The 18,847-nt window shown below is 52.3% G+C and carries 12 protein-coding genes and 2 pseudogenes; 8 read left to right on the top strand and 6 right to left on the bottom strand.

All coding sequences use genetic code 11. From position 1 onward, the window contains the following. Positions 1–67 precede the first annotated feature (67 nt). Genes KP702_RS15410 through KP702_RS15400 form a run of 3 tightly spaced genes read left to right on the top strand, consistent with a single transcriptional unit; the run spans position 68 to position 4,067 of the window. Positions 68–1,012, top strand: a complete 945-nt coding sequence (locus KP702_RS15410) for a sugar phosphate isomerase/epimerase (RefSeq protein WP_202207827.1) — start codon at positions 68–70, stop codon at positions 1,010–1,012. Continuing rightward, positions 1,009–2,676 carry an FAD-dependent oxidoreductase gene (locus KP702_RS16485; protein ID WP_202207826.1) on the top strand — a complete coding sequence of 556 codons (1,668 nt, stop codon included), beginning with the start codon at positions 1,009–1,011 and terminating at the stop codon, positions 2,674–2,676. Before KP702_RS15410 ends, KP702_RS16485 begins: the two co-directional genes overlap by 4 nt. Positions 2,677–2,726: 50 nt before the next feature. Then, positions 2,727–4,067 (top strand): MFS transporter, encoded by a 1,341-nt coding sequence (locus KP702_RS15400; protein ID WP_202207825.1) that lies wholly within the window; start codon positions 2,727–2,729, stop codon positions 4,065–4,067. A 56-nt stretch (positions 4,068–4,123) separates the two neighbouring features. On the opposite strand, the gene KP702_RS15395 is transcribed toward KP702_RS15400, so the two are convergent. From KP702_RS15395 to KP702_RS15380, 4 genes are read right to left on the bottom strand one after another with little or no spacing between them, the layout of a single operon-like run. Next, positions 4,124–7,207, bottom strand: coding sequence for an efflux RND transporter permease subunit (locus tag KP702_RS15395; RefSeq protein WP_215769329.1), 3,084 nt, complete (start codon positions 7,205–7,207; stop codon positions 4,124–4,126). Between the two features lie 3 nt (positions 7,208–7,210). Further along, the gene (locus tag KP702_RS15390; protein ID WP_237389986.1) at positions 7,211–8,368 is read right to left on the bottom strand and encodes an efflux RND transporter periplasmic adaptor subunit; all 1,158 of its coding nucleotides are present in this window, start codon (positions 8,366–8,368) and stop codon (positions 7,211–7,213) included. Further along, complete coding sequence (locus tag KP702_RS15385; protein WP_237389985.1) at positions 8,365–9,633, bottom strand: TolC family protein; 1,269 nt, start codon at positions 9,631–9,633, stop codon at positions 8,365–8,367. The genes KP702_RS15390 and KP702_RS15385 overlap by 4 nt, the downstream gene beginning before the upstream one ends. 12 nt (positions 9,634–9,645) lie before the next feature. After that, positions 9,646–9,912, bottom strand: coding sequence for a metal-sensing transcriptional repressor (locus KP702_RS15380; protein WP_202207823.1), 267 nt, complete (start codon positions 9,910–9,912; stop codon positions 9,646–9,648). A gap of 853 nt (positions 9,913–10,765) precedes the next feature. Here KP702_RS15380 and KP702_RS15375 point away from each other — a divergent pair. The 4 genes from KP702_RS15375 to KP702_RS15360 all read left to right on the top strand — a co-directional run bounded on the left by KP702_RS15375 (position 10,766) and on the right by KP702_RS15360 (position 16,427). Continuing rightward, positions 10,766–12,991 (top strand): TonB-dependent receptor plug domain-containing protein, encoded by a 2,226-nt coding sequence (locus KP702_RS15375; protein ID WP_215769328.1) that lies wholly within the window; start codon positions 10,766–10,768, stop codon positions 12,989–12,991. A 204-nt stretch (positions 12,992–13,195) separates the two neighbouring features. Next, positions 13,196–14,719, top strand: a complete 1,524-nt coding sequence (locus KP702_RS15370; protein ID WP_202207821.1) for a sodium:solute symporter — start codon at positions 13,196–13,198, stop codon at positions 14,717–14,719. 5 nt (positions 14,720–14,724) lie between these two features. Further along, complete coding sequence (locus KP702_RS15365; RefSeq protein ID WP_202207820.1) at positions 14,725–15,657, top strand: N-acetylmuramic acid 6-phosphate etherase; 933 nt, start codon at positions 14,725–14,727, stop codon at positions 15,655–15,657. Between the two features lie 5 nt (positions 15,658–15,662). Continuing rightward, positions 15,663–16,427, top strand: a complete 765-nt coding sequence (locus KP702_RS15360; RefSeq protein WP_237389984.1) for a GntR family transcriptional regulator — start codon at positions 15,663–15,665, stop codon at positions 16,425–16,427. A gap of 58 nt (positions 16,428–16,485) precedes the next feature. Here the strand turns inward: KP702_RS15360 and KP702_RS16315 are convergent. Then, a pseudogene (locus KP702_RS16315) lies at positions 16,486–16,920 on the bottom strand (IS481 family transposase); the annotation flags it as partial. A 302-nt stretch (positions 16,921–17,222) separates the two neighbouring features. On the opposite strand from KP702_RS16315, the pseudogene KP702_RS15350 reads away from it, so the two are divergent. Further along, a pseudogene (locus KP702_RS15350) lies at positions 17,223–17,702 on the top strand (transposase); the annotation flags it as partial. Between the two features lie 721 nt (positions 17,703–18,423). Here KP702_RS15350 and KP702_RS15340 read toward each other — a convergent pair. Further along, the coding region (locus KP702_RS15340; RefSeq protein WP_215769327.1) for a glycosyltransferase at positions 18,424–18,847 on the bottom strand (424 nt) is incomplete at its 5' end.

The following is an 18,847-nucleotide window of genomic DNA, read 5'->3' as shown; positions in this document are numbered from 1 at the left end:
TAAAATGAATCTCATGTGCAAATACCTCGCTTTCCGGCCGGAGAGAGAGATGACGGAAGGAGCCTGCATGAAAACGGGAACTGATCTGATTACGTTCTATAATCCCGAATTCTGGGGGGTATCTTCCGAAGAACAAATTCAACTTCTTGCAGAGAAAGACCCTCGCTTTTTCTGGACAAAAATTCTGGATACGCTCTCCGGCACTGGCGTCAGCGGAATAGAACTAACATTCCCTCCCTTTAATTGGGAGAGTGCACTGCACGCTTTTGGCTCCAGAGAAAATCTGCTCCGCGAACTCAAAACCAGAAATCTGGAGATTTGGTCGAGTTTCTTTGCGGATCTGGACCGCATCCCGTTGTCAGAGCACCGTTCAGCAGAACCAAAAATTTTGAAGGCGGTGGCTGCAGCGGCAGAGTTTCTCGCTTCCGTAGGGGGGAAGATACTGGTCATTGGCCTTCCGTGCCGAACAACGTGGCTTTCGGAGCCAGTCCAATTCGTCGATATGGCACTCGCTCAACCCATGGCGGATTTGTTAAATCAAATGGGTGCAGTAACTGCACGTGCAGGTGTAACTCTGGCTTTGCATACAGAGGCAAACTCCGTCTTCTGCGCCCCTCGGGATGTAGATCTGTTCATGCTCCTGACTGACCCACGCTATGTTTCTCTTTGTCTGGACCCAGCGCATGTCACCATTGAAGGCGGCGAGCCGGTCAAATTACTGGATCGTCATCTTGAGCGCGTCGTGGCGATGCACTGGAAGGACGCTTCGGGTATAATGCCGCTTACAATTACAATCGATGAGACCATTTACGTTCAGCATCGCCCGTATTTCCGCCCTATAGGGCAGGGCAGTGTCAATTTTCCAGAGCTGGCAAATCTCCTGGAAAAGACGCCTTTGAAATGTGGCCCCATCCTAGAAATGGATTCTTGCGCCCATCCTGCAGAAGTCCTGGAAAGTGGTGCCAGGTTCATTGAGAGCATATATGGCCATGCAGAGAGGCCCTGTGTATGAAAGAGGCCACATATGATGTGATTGTTGTGGGGTCCGGGGCCGCAGGAAGCTTTGCAGCGAAAGAACTTGCAGAGCAGGGGTTATCAGTGCTGGTCCTTGAGGCGGGACAACGGCTTAAGCAGTCTGATGTCGAGCCGCGTGCCGGTCGAAACTGGGCTCATACAGCCCTTTTCCCTCGCGTGAAGGCAACGCTTTTGGGGCAGCCGATTCAGGCCCGCGTCGCCTTTTTCAAAGAGCAACTCAGGCACCTTTTCGTCAATGATTGGGCACACGGCTATACGACCCCCAAGGGACGACCATTCCTCTGGATCCGCGGGAAGCAGACAGGTGGCCGGCTGCATGTCTTTGGGCGTGTCCTTTTCCGTTGGTCTGACGCAGACTTCAAAGGGCGAAGCTCCGGAACGGGAACTGACGACTGGCCACTGTCATACGCCGACTTGATGCCATTCTATGAAAAAGTAGAGCGATTTCTTGGAATTTGCGGGAATAATGATGGGGTAAACACTGCTCCTGACGGCATTATGGCTGAGCCTGCAATCCTGACACCAGAGGAAAGAGGGTTTCGAGCCACAGTAAAAGCACGCTGGACAGATCGCCATACAGTGGCATGGCGCTTCAACCGTTATAACAGTTCGCCATTGCCGGCCGCTTTGGACGCCGCCCTCGCAACCGGACGAACAACGCTTCAATCTGAAGCGATCGTTGAACGGATTGAAACCGATCCCGTCAGTGGAAAGGCGACGGGTGTAACCTTTATCCATCGCCGAACACGCAAACGCCGCACCGTTGCTTCGAAAGCTGTTGTAGTTTGTGCATCCCCCATTGAAAGCGTCAGGTTGCTTTTGAACTCGCGTAGTCCACGACATCCTTCAGGGCTTGGAAACAGTTCAGATGTGCTCGGCCGATATTTTATGGATCAATGTGCAAATCTGATGTTTGGACGCTGGCCCGCTACAGTGCGTGAAGGCTTACCGGAAACACTGCCCCAGCATCCTCTGTTTGGCCCCACCGGCGGCATATATGTTCCGCGATATGCGAACATTGGAAATCACCGGGACGCGTCTTTCTCCGGTGGCTACACTTATCAGGGGTCGATTGGTCGTTATGCCGGTCCGGATGCTCAGGGATATCTGCCCGTTACCCTCATGGGTTTCGGCGAAATGCTTCCGTATGAAGACAATCGGATTACGCTGAATTCCTCCCGTAAAGACCGTTGGGGCATTCCTCTCCCACATATCAGTTGCGGTCTTCACACCAATGAGCGCGCGATGCTGGAACGCCAGATTCAGGATAGTGCGGACATGATAGAAAGTGGTGGCGGGCTGGTGGATTTCTGGGCCTCCCCACTGGGCTTGGGGCAGAAAGGCGCGGGCATGTATCCAGACCAGCCCTGGCCGATCCGGTGGTTTATGCGAAAAATGTTTCCAAAAAGTCTGATAATGGGTGCTGCCATTCATGAAAGTGGCGGGGCAAGAATGGGGACTGACCCTGCAACGTCGTACCTGAATTCATACGGACAATGCTGGGAAGTCCCCAATGTGTATGTCACGGATGCATCCAGTTTTCCGACAGGAGGATCGCTCGGAACGACGTTGACAGTCATGGCACTAAGTATTCGTGCCTGTGAGCATCTAGCCAAAGAGTTAAAGGCGGGACGCCTCTAAAGAGTAGCTCGATACGACGTTCAAATTCATTCCGCTATTGGAGAGTAGTAATGACAGGCCAGCCAAACGAACTCTCTCGTCGCGAGAAACTGGCCTATGGTTGCGGAGACCTGTCTTCCAATCTGATGTGGGGTCTGACGTCAGCGTACCTGATGTTCTACTACACTGATATCTACGGTATTCCGGCTGCGTCTGTCGCCTGGATTCTGCTTTTTGCGCGCGTGTTCGATGCGTTCTGCGACCCGGCAATTGGCTGGGTTGTGGATCGAAAAGGCGGCCTCTTTATTCGGCCTCTGATTCGCAATCTGGCAATTCCACTTGGTATTGCTGATTTCTTCTGCTTCCTTCCATTTCCGCTTTCCCCCACAGGAAAAATACTGTGGGCCGGGGGAACCTATATTATATTTGGGGCTGTTTATTCCTGCATCAACACCCCGTACGGCGCACTAGCCCCTATGATGACCAAATCTGCAAGAGAGCGAGTGGATCTGAATTCTTTCAGAATGATGGGTTGTCAGGTTGGGCAGTTTTGTATCGCTGCATTGACCATTCCAGCCGTCACCTGGCTTGGAGGGGGAAGCAGCATGGCTCACCGGCAACGAGGAATTACAATATTCGTCCTGTTGCTGTCTTTTTTGGGAATTATTCTGTGGCGAGTGGTCGCCAAAAATTGTGTCGCACGTTATCCAACCGTACCTGCACGACATGACATACGTAAGACACTGAAATTATTATTCAAAAACAAGCTTTGGCTGATTTGCAACGCAATCGTTTTCCAGCAATTCATCGTCATCGCTGCCCTGTATGGATTTGCCATTTACTATGTGAAATGCGTTCTCGGCGGAACAGATGGCTTGGGCGGAGCGGTTCTGACGCTTGCAAGTGTCTGCAGTTTTATAGGGGCATCATGCTGCCCGATTAGCGCGCGTCGCTTCGGGATTATGAAGACAGCCACCATGGCGACTGCGCTCCAAGCCGTCGCTTATGCAACCATGCTTCTTTCCGGAGCATGGTTGCCAGGATTTTTCATTGCTTTCGTTGCGCTGGCCTTAGGACAGGGACTAATGTCTCCTATCTCATACGTTTTTCTTGCCACCGCCATTGATAACGGCCGTGCTGGTGATGGTACAGGAGCCGCTGGTCTGGCTTATTCTATCAACACACTGATTTCAAAAGTCTCCATGGGCGTCACAGGGTTTGTTCTGGCGTTCTGTTTGTCCTACGGACGTTATGATGCATCTGCCCTTGTGATAAACCACACTACAGCGATATGGGTCACCACAGGTTTTGTTGTTCTGCCACTGGTATCGGTCATAATACAGTACGGTCTTTTAATACTCTGGAGATCGGTCCAAGGGTCTTGGAAAGATTTTTTAGTCTCTTCCCCATAACATTACTGGGCCAGATTCAATTGCAGAGACAAAAAAGCCTTTTAATCTTGGGCACCTCAGGAAGTAGACAGACGTTTTCTTGAACCTGAATGCCGACTGAAAAAGAAGGCGTAAAGAGAGGGGAGAACCAAGAGCGTGAGCAAAGTTGAAGAGATCAACCCTCCGATAACAACAGTCGCAAGTGGCCGTTCCACTTCAGCCCCAGCGCTTCCGGAGAACGCCATAGGAAAAAATCCAAGGCTCGCTACAGACGCTGTCGCAATAACAGGACGGAGCCGGACCCGCGCTGCTTCGAACGCCGCTTGAGCGGCCTCCATGCCTTCTTCACGATAGGTCCGGATCTGCGAAACCAGAACCACTCCATTAAGAATGGCGACGCCAAACAAAGCGATGAAACCAATGCCAGCCGCGATACTGAAGGGCATTCCCCGCATGGCAAGCGCCAAAATTCCTCCTGTAGCGGCCATAGGCAAGTTCGCAAACACCAGAGCTGCGGTACCAAGGGAGGAAAGAGCGGCCACAAGTAATATGAAAATGAGCGCTAGAGCGATGGGCACGACAATACTCAACCGTCGGCTCGCCGATTGCAGATTGCGAAACTGACCTGACCAAGCCATCCGATATCCTGGCGGCAAAACGACCTGTTTTTTAACAGCAGTCTGTGCCTCCTTCACAAAACTTGCGACGTCGCGACCGCGAACATTCGCCTGAACGATGATGCGCCTGCGCAGACTGTCCCGATCAATACGAGAGGTGCCATTAATCAGCGAGATATGAGCAACTTCGTTGAGTAGAACCCACCCCCTGCCATCCGTACGCCGTATCTGAAGGCGGCCAATCCGATCCATGGATTTGACAGCATCACCTGCAAACTGGACCTGAGCAGGAATGATGGCATTTTCCAGCGTAATGAACGTCCCGGTATGGCCACCAATCGCCTCTACAGTCTGAAGAATATCTGAAACATTCACCCCCAGGCGAGCGGCTGAATCCCGATCTACATCAACATGCATGTAGGATATTGTGCCTTCACTAGCGGAGTTCACATCTGCCGCACCCGGGATGCTGTTGATTGCCCTGATCGTCGTATTGGCGAGCCGTGAAAGCATCTCCAGATTATCTCCGTAGATTGAAATTGCGAGCTGTGTCCTGACGCCGGACAGGAGATCGTCCATTCGCATCTGGATAGGCTGTGTCCACGAGTACTCTGCGTCCGGCAGGCGTTCAGCAAGGGCAGCACTCATCTCTTTGACCAGCCCTGCTTCCGTCTTTGCTGTCGTCCACTCAGATCGAGGCTTCAGAAACACGAACGTATCTGTTTCAGCTGTTCCCATGGGGTCAGTCGGGATCGCTGACGTGCCGGTATTGCTGACGACAGTAGCAACATCGGGGAAATTTTTGAGGATCCGTTCCTCCTCTGTCACGCTTCGAAGAACGGTATCCAGAGACGCGCTCGGAAGCCTCAGAGAATTGACAAGGAGCGCTCCCTCATCAAGTTGAGGAACAAATTCTCCCCCCATTCGGGAGGCCAGCAGCAATGCCACGGCAAACGTCGCGAGTGTAATACCGATCAGCAGTTTTGCATGACGCTCGCTCCAGGTAAGAACTGGCTCGTAATAACGACGTACAAATCGCACGAACCGCGTTTCCCGATCAACGAGACCAAACCGCATGACTAGAGCGGCGAGGGTAGGGATGCAGACAATGCAATAAAGCAGGGAGGCTATCAGCGCCATGATGACTGTCTGCGCCATGGGCCGGAACATTTTCCCTTCAATCCCCTGCAGGGTCAGGATCGGGAGATAGACGATAATAATGATGAAAATCGCGAAACTGACAGGACGGATAACGCTCAGCAGGGCTTTGTAGGCAAGGGCTCTGAAGTCGTTTTTGGTGTTGGCTTGATTCCGCGTTGCCAGAAGATGCTCCACAACAACGAGTGAACTGTCCACGATCATGCCAAAGTCTATGGCTCCGAGGCTCAACAGATTGGCAGACACGCCAAACCACCGCATACCCGCCATGGCAAAGATCAGAGCCGCCGGAATGACGGACGCGATAACGAATGCGGCCCTCCAGTCTCCCAACACGACAATCAGAACACCAATGACGAGAATGGCGCCTATCAGAAGGTTTTCCTTGACGGTCCCGATTGTTTCAGACGTCAGGGTCGCACGCGTATAAAATGGATCGAGTTTAACACCGGAAGGCAGAGACTGCCGGATCGCTGGAAGAGCTGCATTGATCGCAGCCAGAGTTGCATTTGAACTGGCACCATTCTGCATCAGAATGACACCATTGACGATCTCACCCTGACCATCACGCGTTACGGCGCCTAATCGGGTGCGGGAACCAATCTCGACTTTACCCATGTCGCGGATCCGAATGACGTGCCCACGGGGGCCCATCTTGACGGGGATCAGACCAAACGCTTCAAGACCTGTGACGCGCGCACGAGCGACAATGACCTGTTGTTCATCATGATGCGCAATCCATCCTCCGCCCGAGGACGCGTTGTTGGTCTCAATGGCCTGATCAATGTCACTGATGGAAACGCCATACGCCACCATTCTGGACGGATCGAGCGTGAGTTCAAAAGTCTCTTCCGCGCCACCATTAACATTGACATCAACCACACCCGGCACGAGTTTCAGCTGAGGCACGACGGTCCAGGTCATGATCCGATTGAGATCCGTTAGGGAATAACCAGCCCCAAGGATCTGAATCTGCATGATTTCGCCCATACCGGTGGCGAGTGGCCCCATCGTGATGGATGTTCCGGGAACCGAGATCGTATCCCGTGCCTGTTGCAGGCGCTGACTGACCCGCGTTCGGTCCAGGTCAATATCTGTCGCATCCGAGAATTGCAGGTAAACAGCAGATACACCCGTACGGGAGACAGACCGAAGGTCCGTCACGCCTGGGATGCCTGTCAGGCTGGTTTCAAGTGGGAAGGTAATGAGTTTTTCGACTTCTTCCGTCGCGAGCCCCGGGGCTGTGACAGAGACCATGACCTGCTTGGGGGAGATGTCTGGTACTGGCTCAACGGGAAGGCCGGGAATAGTCAGAAGGCCGCCGGCCAAAAGAGCACCAACAAGACAGAATAAAAGAAAGGTATTTTTCTGGATAAACGCCAGCATGTCTCAGTCGCCGCTCGAATCTGAAAAGACTGCTGCACTTTTAAGTGCAAAGCTGCCGCTGCTAACGACCTTACTGTCAGGAGACAGGTCACTCAGAACAACGGCCTCATCATCCGTTGACAGGACTATGCGCACTTCATGAGGCTGGAATACCGTGCCCGCTGACAATGTGTAGACGAGATCGTGTCCGTCGAGCTGCTGTATGGCGGCAGTGGGAACAATAAGCCCTTTGGCACCGTGCATTGTTTCAAGTGTGGCGTCGAGCATTGTCCCAGGCCTGAGATTGGCAGCCGGTTTGTCAAATGTACCGATAACCCGAAGGAGGCCTGTATCAGCGTCGGCAGCATCATTGATTGTGCTGATGCGCGCGGAAAGCGGAGGCTGGTTCGCATGACCTGAAGGACGTACGGAAAACTGTCCACCAATAACAAGATCCTGCGCATCTTCCGGCCGGATACTTGCAACAATCCAGACAGAGGAAAGATCTGTTACGGTCGCCACGACGTCACCGCTCGTGATATCATCAGCCACGCCAATACTGACGTTCTGAACGACACCATCAATGGGAGAAATCAGCCGGGAATCTTCACCGTGCCCAATATTCTCAGTCGCTGATGTGAATTCTTCTTCCAAACGGTGCTTTATGGTTTCACTGTCGGTTCGCTTTGCTGCCAGAGTGGCCTGTGCCTGCTGAAGCATCGCAAGACGGCGTTGGACTTCTCCGGAGGAGACGGTTGTCCCGCTCAGGGAGCGACCGCGCTGATAGGCCTTCTCGGCTTCCGAAACAGCAGCCAGCGCGGAACTGAGCGCCGCATTTGTCTGGCCTTGCTCAAGATAGAGTTCATGCAAGGAGTGATCGGTATATGTGAGCAGAATCTGTCCTTTGTGGACGCGCTCTCCCGGCGTGACCAACACCTCCGTTACCTTACCACTTCCCGCTGGCCTGATCATGACCGAATGGGTCGAATTGGCCATGACACTGGCCATTGCAGGAAGACGCGCGTGCAGTTCTCCGTACCTGACCGGGACTACTGACACATTCTCGCTTTGCTGCGCTGCCGCGCTCATAGTGACGGGCTTGAGCCAGGAAGGAACTGCCGCATGGCACGTTGCTGACACCATGCCGAACAGACAGACCGTCAAAAACCATTTAGTGTTCAAGGGAGTTTCCCTGTGGAAATACAGATGCGCACAATGGCACTGTGCCAGGCGACTTCAGCCTGATTGAGGGTAAGAAGGGCACGCCAAGCGTCCGTTCTGGCACGAAGTGCTTCAATCAACGAAGTTTCGCCGAGACGCCAGGATCGCTCCATTGCGTCTGCACGCTTCATGGTCTGAGATGCGCTCGTCTGGGATTGTGTCAGCATTTCTCGGGCTGCCGTCACACGTGCCATGACCTGAACCAATTCGGTGTGGACCGCGCGTCGTGCTTCTATCTCAGCACGGGTAGCAGCGGCGAGCCGGTTTTGAGCCGCAGAAAGAAGAGGCGTATGCGTCACGTCACTCGGAAGCGGGACACGAACATTCACCCCCACCTGCGTGGCCCAAGGGCTGCCATACTGCCCCTGATCAATCGCATCTATGCCAACTTCGGGATTAGGCATGAAGCTGGAACGGGCCAGATGCATGTCTGCTTCCGCAGCCATTACAGCACGGTGGGCAGACTGTATGCGAGGATCAAGATTTTCCAGCGCCTGAAGGTTACCCACAGGAATTCGAGCAAGCCATGGAGCCTGTGCGGAAAGAATGTCAGGAAGGCCAGGAATCCCCAAGAGAGACAGAAGTTCTGCACGGGTTCGCGTCTGATTTTCTTCGGCCTGCGCCAATTCTGATCGGGTATCTGCAAGTTGTGCGTTGACCGCTTGCATTTCAACGCCCGTTGTCTCGCCTTGAGCTTTCGACTGGGACGTTAGAGACGCAATATGCTCCATGGATCGCAAAAGCATATGCGCGGCAATGACGCGCCGATCGGCCAGAATAGCTGCACCACTTTGTTCCAGAACCCGCACCGCAATCGCCATGCGTTCCACTTCAACCTTGGCCAAGGCAGCTTTGGCATCCGCCTGCGCCAGATGCTCAGTTGCACTCCCCTGGCCGGGCAACCAAAGAGGAACAGACACACCGCCTTGCCATGTGATGTACCCCAGATTGGTCCCCGAGGCCCGATCGTCACTATAGCTTGCAGTCAGGATTGGACCTCCCGCAAACCAGGACTTGGCTGCGGCTGCCCGTGCATCGGCAGACTGAGCGTTGGTTGCCAGTTCGCGTCGGACCGGGTCGTTGTCCCAAGCTGCACCTAACGCAGTGTGAAGCGGGATAATAACATCATCTGCCGCCGATACATGTGAAGCCCAGCTGACAGACAACAGACAGGCCAAAGCAATTTCCCGAGGTTTCAGGAAACGCAGCTGTGCTGAGACGCGCACTCGTCCTGTTCCTCAAAAATATTTCACAAGGAAGGAAAATTCCTGAATAGCGTCCTCACGGCTCATCTTGCCCTCGGCCACGGCATCAACAATGCAATGTTCAAGATGGTCCTGCACAAGCAGGCGCTTCGCGCCGCGAATGGTACTCTCAATGGCTGCAAGTTGCTGAGCAAGGTCGGAACAGGATCTTCCTGCTTCCATCATCTCAATAACTTTGACGATATGCCCATGCGCCTGCTTCAGACGGGGCTTAAGGAGAGGGTGCGTTTCGTGTGCCATGCCCATTCCCTACCCTGAGGGGGAGGGGGTAGTAAAGACACACTTTGAACAATTAGAGTAAAATTTCCCGGAGCATGTGGGATGATTCCCGATCTCAAGGAAACCAGGCGATTTCATTTCATTATTTTCTAGCTGAATATGAAGAAAATAAAGTCATCCTTGGAAAGGCTTATGACCGGACGTTTAACATCCGATGAAGGTCGTGAATGGTTTGAGAAAAAAGAGTCATGAAGGAGCCGACAACGGCCAACACATACATGAATGACATCCGCGCCCTAATCGACGTGAGTGAAGGATCATCTGGCCGCGTGCGAGCATCGTCATTTCGCTTTTGTCTCAGCCCCTTTTGGTAAGGCAGGCTACCTGAAATAGCTAACCGATATAAAATCTCCATTTCGAAAACCGATGCGCGATTATTCCAAAGTAATGAAATAAATATGGAAATTTTCTTGCTTCAACGATGTTCATGCTGCGCGTTGAACGCCAGCACTCGACAGGATGGAACCCCGAATGATGGCTCAACTCGACTACAGATCGCCCCATCATGACTTTTCCACTTTCATGTAGAAACTTCAAAACCGTTATTTTAGACCGACACGGAATGTATTCCGATACCGATATGAGAATCGGTTTACAATCGAAATTAATAGGTATTACAAAGGTATTACTGATGGTTTGATCATCTCAACCAGAAATGGGCAGGGGAGCGGTGATGCGGTATCGTAGGGTTCTTATGCTAGGGGTGGGGTGCGCTGTTTGGGCTACAGTTTCTGTAGAGGCAAAATCTACATCGCCAACGGCACCAGAAAGCAAAAAAGAAAAATCAATTTCAGCTTCAGGTGAAGCTGAAGAAGTGAAGGTTACAGCCAATAACGCTCCTGATGGAGCAAGCGGGCATTCTGCGGGAGCGGGCATGATGCCGCCGCAGACTGTGCCAAAGGCCCGGAGTGCCTTCACTCGAGACTTCATTGCGCATCAGCCGCCCACGCAGAATACGGCCTCCATGATTGCTAGCATGCCGGGCGTGGCCGTAGGGCGGAATGATCCGTTGGGGTTGGATGATCAACGCATCAACCTTACGGTCCGAGGGATGGCACAGACTGAAATTGGCTATCTGATGGATGGCATTCCGGCTGCGGATCCTTCGAATTATAAGCTTTACACAACACAGAACGTAGATAACGAAAACCTGGCTCGCGTAGACCTGACGCAAGGTTCAGCTTCACCTACATCTCCGCTTTATAACGCTGTAGGAGGCGAATTAACTCAGACTTTACGAACACCTTCAGACCATGCGGGCGGGTATGCGGACTTCAGCGGCGGGTCTTACAGCTTGGACCGCGAATTTCTTCGGATAGATACCGGAGAAATTGGGCACACCGGCATCCGGTCCTATGCCTCTTTTTCCCATACACATGCAGAAGACTGGCGCGGTCCAGGCTACACGACCCGCTATCATATGGACAACAAGACCGTAAAAGAGTGGGGACATAGCGGAGCGGAGCTATTGGTCTCATACAACACCACAACCAGTTTCTACCCGCGCTTCCCGACACTGACCCAGTGGAAGCAGTATGGTACCAATTTTAACTGGGAAAAGGACTATATCCCAGGCAGCGCCAATTATTATCGCTTTCAGCAAAATGTCCGGAATGCCATTACAATCGGCGCTCCGATGCATTTCGACCTAGGGCATCAGCTTACTGCGCACCTTACCCCTTATTACATGCATTCCGATGGGTATGGAGATGTCGGTAGCACTCTGAGCAATACCGGCAGCTATTACGGAAACATTCCAGCCGGAAACCTGAACGTATCGCCATCTTACAACGGCTCTTTCCCCGTTTCGATTACGGACACGTTCAAAGAAAATAATGCTGGGCTCAATGCTTCGTTGTCATGGAAACATGGTCACAATACCCTAACGGTAGGATACTGGTACGCATATTTTGCGCAGCCCGAAGCCGCAACATATGCTGCTGCAGATGCGAATGGTAGTATCGGCAGCATGTCTGGAAAATACCCGGTTGTTTCTGCATCGGGCGATGTCCTGCACAGCTACAATATTAACTTCATGCAGCAGACCAATACGGCCTATATTGTCGATGAATATAGTGCGCTGAATGACCGCCTAAAACTCTCTGCCGCATTCAAAGAGAGTATGATTACGAGACAACTCACTCAAATCATGCCCGGACTACCATCATACAGAAATGGCAATAGCGACGCAGTCCCGCTTCCTCAAGTGATGGCAAGTTATCAGATCACACCTAATGACCAGATTTTCGTTAACGGAACAACCGGCTTTGCTGAACCCGCAGGATGGCCAAGTTACGCTGATTTTATCAGCGTCTCCACTGGCAAACAAACGCGTGGTCACGCTCAGAATCTAAAGCCAGAATACGCAATTTCTGAAGAGCTTGGATATCGCCATCATGGCTTTGTAAACGTCAACGTGGCTTTATTTAATTACAACTTTACGAACCGTCAGGTCTCCACCACGGAAATGGTCGGTGGAACGCGCGTCAGTTCCTCCATCAATGGGGGCGGGCAAACTTCTCGTGGCGCCACGATTGAATTAGGCCTCAAACCTTGGCATCACTTCAGTCCCTACATCTCAGGGCAGTATATTCACGCGACGATCGATAACAACCTGAGAGCATCTAGCGGTGATTATCTGAGAACAAAAGGAAAAATGGCTGTCAATACGCCAGAATTTACAGCCTCAGTGGGTATCCTGTACGATAATGGTAATGCATTTGGTGGTCTTCTGTTCAATTATGTTGGAAGTCAATATTCAACCTTCATGAACGATGAGAAGATGCCAGCATACGAAACCCTGAATATGAATTTCGGCTACAGATTTAATTCTGTTGGTTTCCTTCATCGCCCACAAATTCAGCTGAATTTGGTCAATCTTGGGCTTGGCAACAAGGGCTACCTCTCTTCGACGTATTCTGTTGCAACAAACGCTCATGCCACAACAGGCGTGTATGGCACAGCGATCGCCGCCAGTGCACCAACGTACAACGTCGCGGGCGGATTTGCAGGAATAGTCTCGGTCTCCTCTGGATTTTGAAACACGCGAGAAAATGAGCGCTCTGGAAATAGTGCAGGACTGTCCCAAGCGCTCATCCATCGCATGTGCAATTTCAAACAGAGATTTAAAGTAGAGTCTGAATGCGTGTTTCCATATCTGAGGCGAAGGGAAGGAGCGAATTATCAGGTATCTTTTTGGTATTATTAAGATTCGATGGCAGTTGAGGCCTATGAGGGAACATTCATGCATTTTGCCGATATTGCTGTAATCTGTGCTTATTTCATTGCGCTGCCTGTTCTGGCTATCACGCTTTCACGCCGAAAGAAGTCTCCCGGAGATTTCCTCTCAGCCGCTCATGATCTTCCATGGTGGGCGATCTGCCTGTCCTTGGTCGCCACCGAGACCTCAACCCTGACATTCATCAGTATTCCGGGAGTAAGTTATGGAAGCGGTATGGTGTTTCTGGGGCTCGCGGCAGGATATTTTATTGGCCGCTTGATTGTCACCATATGGTTTTTGCCACTGTATACTCAGGGCCGCATGACAAGTGCCTACCAGTATCTAGGGCATCGCTTTGGATCTGGACTGCAGCGGGCAGCCTCAGCGGCCTTTTTGATAACACGGTTGCTTGCAGAAGGTGTACGTTTATCAGCAGGCCTCATTCCAATCATGTGGATGCTTAATCACGACGGGATTACCATGAACCGCATCTGGGTCCTGGGCCTCATCATGGTATTTACGATGACCTATACGATGCTGGGTGGCCTCCGAGCGGTCGTATGGTCGGATACTATTCAGCTCTGCATTTATTTTTTTGGCGCAGTCATTTGTGTCTTACTGCTGAATAATGAGATCTCTCCTGAAGGTTGGTCGACAGCTTGGAGATCAGGTCACCTGGCACCTTTTCATCATATAAATATGGACAACATGCTGTCTGATCCCTTTACGCTATTAGCGGCGTTAGTAGGAGGGGCTATTCTCTCCGTTGCGTCTCACGGAACTGACCAACTCATGGTTCAGCGCCTTCTTGCCGCACGAAGCTTGAGAGATGCGCGCTTTGCATTGATGGGAAGTGCCTTTGTTATCGCGTTCCTGTTCGGAGCCTTGTCACTGATCGGAGTGCAGCTATGGATACGCAACGGGGGCACTTCGCTGATGTCTCTGGGGCTACACTCTCCAGACGACCTCTTTCCGACTTTTATTGTCTCGGGATTGCCGGCCGGATTGGGAGGCTTGCTCCTTGCAGGCGTACTCAGTGCGACGATGGGATCACTATCTTCAACCCTAAACGCAATGGCGAGCGCTATTTTAACTGATTTCGGCCCATTACCGGGACAGGTGCTTCAGCCGTGCCAAACACGCTTGAAGCTAGGGCAGGGGCCGCTATTTGCACCAAGAGTACTAACACTGCTTTGCAGTAGTGCTCTTGTGATAGCCGCACTGTGGTTCACAGGGAGTCAACAATCGGCTGTAATTTTGGGCTTAACAATCGCAGGGTGGTCTTATGGACCGACGCTAGGCGCCTTTCTGTTTGGAATGTTATACCCATCAGCACGCTTGAAGGATGCTTTAACGGGGTTTTCCATTTCCTTGACAGGCATGGCAGTCATGATGGGTGCACTACAGTATTATAACTGGCACGTGGCTTTCCCCTGGTTAGTTCCGTTAGGCATTATCCTGACGTTTATTCCAGGAGCTATTTCAGTGGTACTTACAGAGGGAATATTTCGACCCTCATCGTATGCTCCCGACGCTTCAAAGGACTGATAATTATGGCCCTTAAGGACCAAAATGCTTTTGTGTCACAGGCTTCCTCGGGCACAGAATCTCAGGATCCCCGTTATGTGGACGTTGACCTTTGGCCAGCCAGTTCCATTTTGGATGCGCTTGCTGAAGCTCAGATGTCTGCAACGGCAGTTGTTAAAACGTCCGTCCCGCAAATTGCGAAGATTGTAGCGGCGGCGCTTCCTCGGCTACAGGCAGGGGGGCGTCTTTTTTATGTGGGCGCCGGTACGTCTGGGCGTGTCGGCCTTCAGGACGGTGTAGAACTCACACCCACGTTTGGGTGGGATCCTGAGCGTCTGGTTCTGATGTTGGCTGGAGGCACCAAAGCGCTTTTCGAAGCTGTCGAAGGAGCGGAAGACCGTGAAGATATGGCTCGCGCCGAAATATTGTCTCGTACCCCCGAGACCAACGATGTTGTTCTAGGGATCGCGGCCAGCGGCATGACACCGTATACCTGTGCTGCTATTGCCGCAGCGCGAGAAGCAGGTTCACTGACTGTCGGGATAAGCTCTAATCCGGAAGGCCGGCTTCTCAGGGAGGCAGAGATGGGTCTCAGTATCGTCACCGGCCCTGAAGTTATTGCCGGATCAACGCGCCTGAAGGCTGGGACGGCACAAAAAGCAGCTCTAAATCTTCTGTCCACCACGCTCATGATTCAGATGGGTCATTGCTATAGGGGGCAGATGGTAGACATGCGGGTCGTCAATGCAAAACTGGAAAGACGAGCAGCACAGATGGTGCAATTGTTAGCCGGTGGAACTTCAGCAGAAATCGCTGAAGCACTTGCAATGAGCGGTCAAAACGTCAAGCGAGCAGTGCTTGTTCGGTCCGGCATGACAATTGACGAAGCCGAAAGTGCTCTTGCTGCCCATGAGGGCAATTTGCGCGCTGCTCTTACGTCCCGCCAGGAACACGAGTAATTTTCATGCATATGATGAGTTCGCAAAAGCTGTTCGCTGCACTGACGCCTAATCCCGCAGACCGCAAACCCCTCTACCTGCAACTGGCAGAACAATTACGAGAATTGATTGATAGCGGAGCCCTGAGGGGGGGAGATGCCGTTCCGCCGGAGCGGGAAATTGCAGAGTTCACCGGCGTTTCACGAGTGACCGTCCGCAAATCCTTGGCGCAACTGGTGAATGCGGGACTTCTAACCCAACGTCCCGGCGCCGGAACCTTTGTCACCCGCCGCATCCAGCAACCCCTGTCTGCCTTGATGGGCTTTTCCGAAGATATGCGGGCAAGGGGCTATGAACCCGGTTCAATCTGGCTAGGTAAGCGTATGGCTGGGGCTAGCCCCGACGAAGCAATGGCAATGGGTATGGCCCCAGGCGCACCCGTGCTTCGCCTCAAGCGGATCAGAACCGCAGATGGGGAACCACTAGCCATCGAGACTGCCGTTATTTCTCGAAGGGATCTGGCATCTCCCGAATTGGTCAAAGATTCATTTTATGCGGCTTTGAAAGAGCAAGGCCTGTTACCAGTCCGCGCGCTTCAGCGCATTCGCGCCAGAATGGCCTCGGTGCAGGAAGCAGACCTGCTACATCTTGCGCAACCGAGCGCCATTCTCGAAATCGAACGACGGTCCTTCCTCGCTGATGGGCGCATACTCGAGGTAACATTCTCATGCTATCGCGCAGATCTTTATGACTTTGTAGTCGAACTCCGAACATCTGGAGAACGTGATTAATGAAAAAGATCATGCTGACTTTTGCAAACGAGCATGCTTTCTAGTGTAGAGCATTATCCTAGCTATTTAGACCCGGGGTTTATGGGTTGGATTGATGATGATTTTTTCTGATTTTGAAGTCCAGACTTTGCAGAGATATTCGTAAGGCGTGAGACCACTCAGCGTCCTGAGCCTACAAGCCACCATGAAGTCGTTGAGATGAATCTTCAACTGCTCCTGGCTGTCGTAATGGAAGCGCTTGACGGTTGCCTCTTTGAGAGTCCGATTCAACCGTTCAACCTGACCATTGATCCATGGACGATTGGGTTTTGTCGAACGATGTTCGAGGAATTCCCGAGCCGTCTTCCGATCAGCTTTCTCGATCAGTTGTGTGACGGCAAACTTGCTCGTCCGATCATGACCCCAAGGGATAAGCTTGCCTTTGGCGGTCTGGACTTCTGATGTGGAAAAAGCCGATGGGAGTGCGTTTGAAACGCTGTCGTTTGGGCTTGTCTCATTACATGTTCGGCAGGCGTGACCGTGGCGCTGCTATGACACATCTGTCCCCTAAGGCTTCATTTCACTCACGTGAAGATACCACACCATCAAACTCCAAGACTAAACACTTAGGCCTTGGTGACAAAAGTTTATAGGATCAGCGTGAGATCTGATTCATTTTGTGTATGTGGGATATAGGGACAGAGAGAACAGGCATGGCATGAGGCGGTCTGACGGATCAGGAATGGGCGGTTATTGGTCCGCTCCTGCCTCCTGAACGCGAACGTTGAGCCCGTCTAGGGGGGAGATAACCGCCGGTTTTGCAATGGTATGCTGCAGGTTCTACGCGTCGGTTGTCCGTGGTGGGACATGTATGAGCGCTATGGCAAATGGAACTCGCTTTATGTCCTGTTTCGCCGTTGGGCTGAACAGGGCGTGTGGAATGCTCTGCTGCAAACCCTGGTAGAGCTTGGGCTGACCGATGCTGGCAGCATATGGTCGATGGTACCGTGGTTCATGCCTATTCACAGGCTACGGGCGCAAAAAGGGGGTCATGCGGAGATTATGGCGGGTCACCGGCGGCTTTACGAGCAAAATCCATACCCGATGCGACAATCAGGGACACCTTCTTGGCTTGTCCTTACCGAAGGCCAAGTCTCGGGCTACACAGCCACAGATGCCCTGATAGTCCTTCCGGCTCCAAACCCCCGGGCCATGCTGACCGGTAGAGGTTATGACAGCGACAGCTTCCGCCAGGCCCTGCTGATCCATAGGATCCTGCCGGTTATCCCTTCATGAAAAGGCCGCCGCGTTCCACGGACAACAGACTGGCGGCGTTACAGCCGCAACCGCCTCGAGGAGATGTTCAACATGCTCAAGCAAATGCGCCGCATCGCAACCCGCTACGACAAAACCGCCCTGTCTTTCATAAGTTTCCTAAACCTCGCCACTAAAAGGCTCGGGGCAGAGCATTTTGTCAACGCGACCCGGTGTCTGAAAATCAGGGAAAACTTGCTCTATTTAGCTTGACTTCGAATTACGATAATATTTTTTTATTTAATTATATCATTGTAGTTCTGATTTCGAGGGCTCTCGGCCATCTTTGGCGACCTGTAATCCCAAAAAATGTTAATCGGCAAAAGCCTCGCGACGGACTTTTCTCAGTCAAACCTTAAGCAACTAGATTATTCGTACTTTATGTCGTTCCTGCCCAACCAGCCTCGGCTTCACAAGCCATAAAAATATTACCGAGTACGAACAGTTCATCCTTAGTTAAATTATGCATCAAACGACTCCTTTTTTATCCTTACGCCTATCCGCTCCGGTTCTCAGAGAAAAATTCTACGCCATAATTAACGCAGAAAGAATTGACACACGGCCAACAGCGCAAAGCCAGATTGTTTTTTCGAAGCCTTCAACGGATCTGAAGTGGGTGTCGCATTGCCCGTGTGTCAGACAATTTGCTTGCCATGACGGCCATTACCTGGGTCTGTGACGACGCAAAGCTGTTCGGGCACAATCATATGAGTCTGTCGAATGCTGCCAGAATGGCTCTGGCGCTGTCTGTCCAGGGAACGGGTGTGAAGTGGGAGCGGACCTGTTCGGTCCACTCGCCGAGGGCGGTCTGGTTTGTGATGGTGTCGTAGATGAGACGGTAGGCGTCGTTGGTGTCGCGGGGATTGAAATAGCGGGCAAGGCTGCCGCCGGCCTCGGGGATGGACGTCGTGCCGGATGCCACGCAGGGTCGCCCCATGCTCAGACTTTCTGTCACGGGCAGGCCCCAGCCTTCGAAGAAAGAGGGAAAGACGGTAAAGCTGCAGTCGGCGTAGAGGCGGCGGAGTTCGGCGTCGGTAGGGTTCTGGATGAAGCGGATCTTGCCGTTGAGCCAGCGGGCGTTTTCAAGCTGTTGCATGAGATCGGAGACGAGCCATCCCTCCCGCCCG

Origin of the sequence: Gluconobacter sp. P5B12, from assembly GCF_018812035.1 — a bacterium.
Taxonomy (GTDB): Bacteria; Pseudomonadota; Alphaproteobacteria; order Acetobacterales; family Acetobacteraceae; genus Gluconobacter.
Note: the sequence above shows the minus strand (reverse complement) of the source record. Positions and strands in the feature narration are given on the sequence as shown.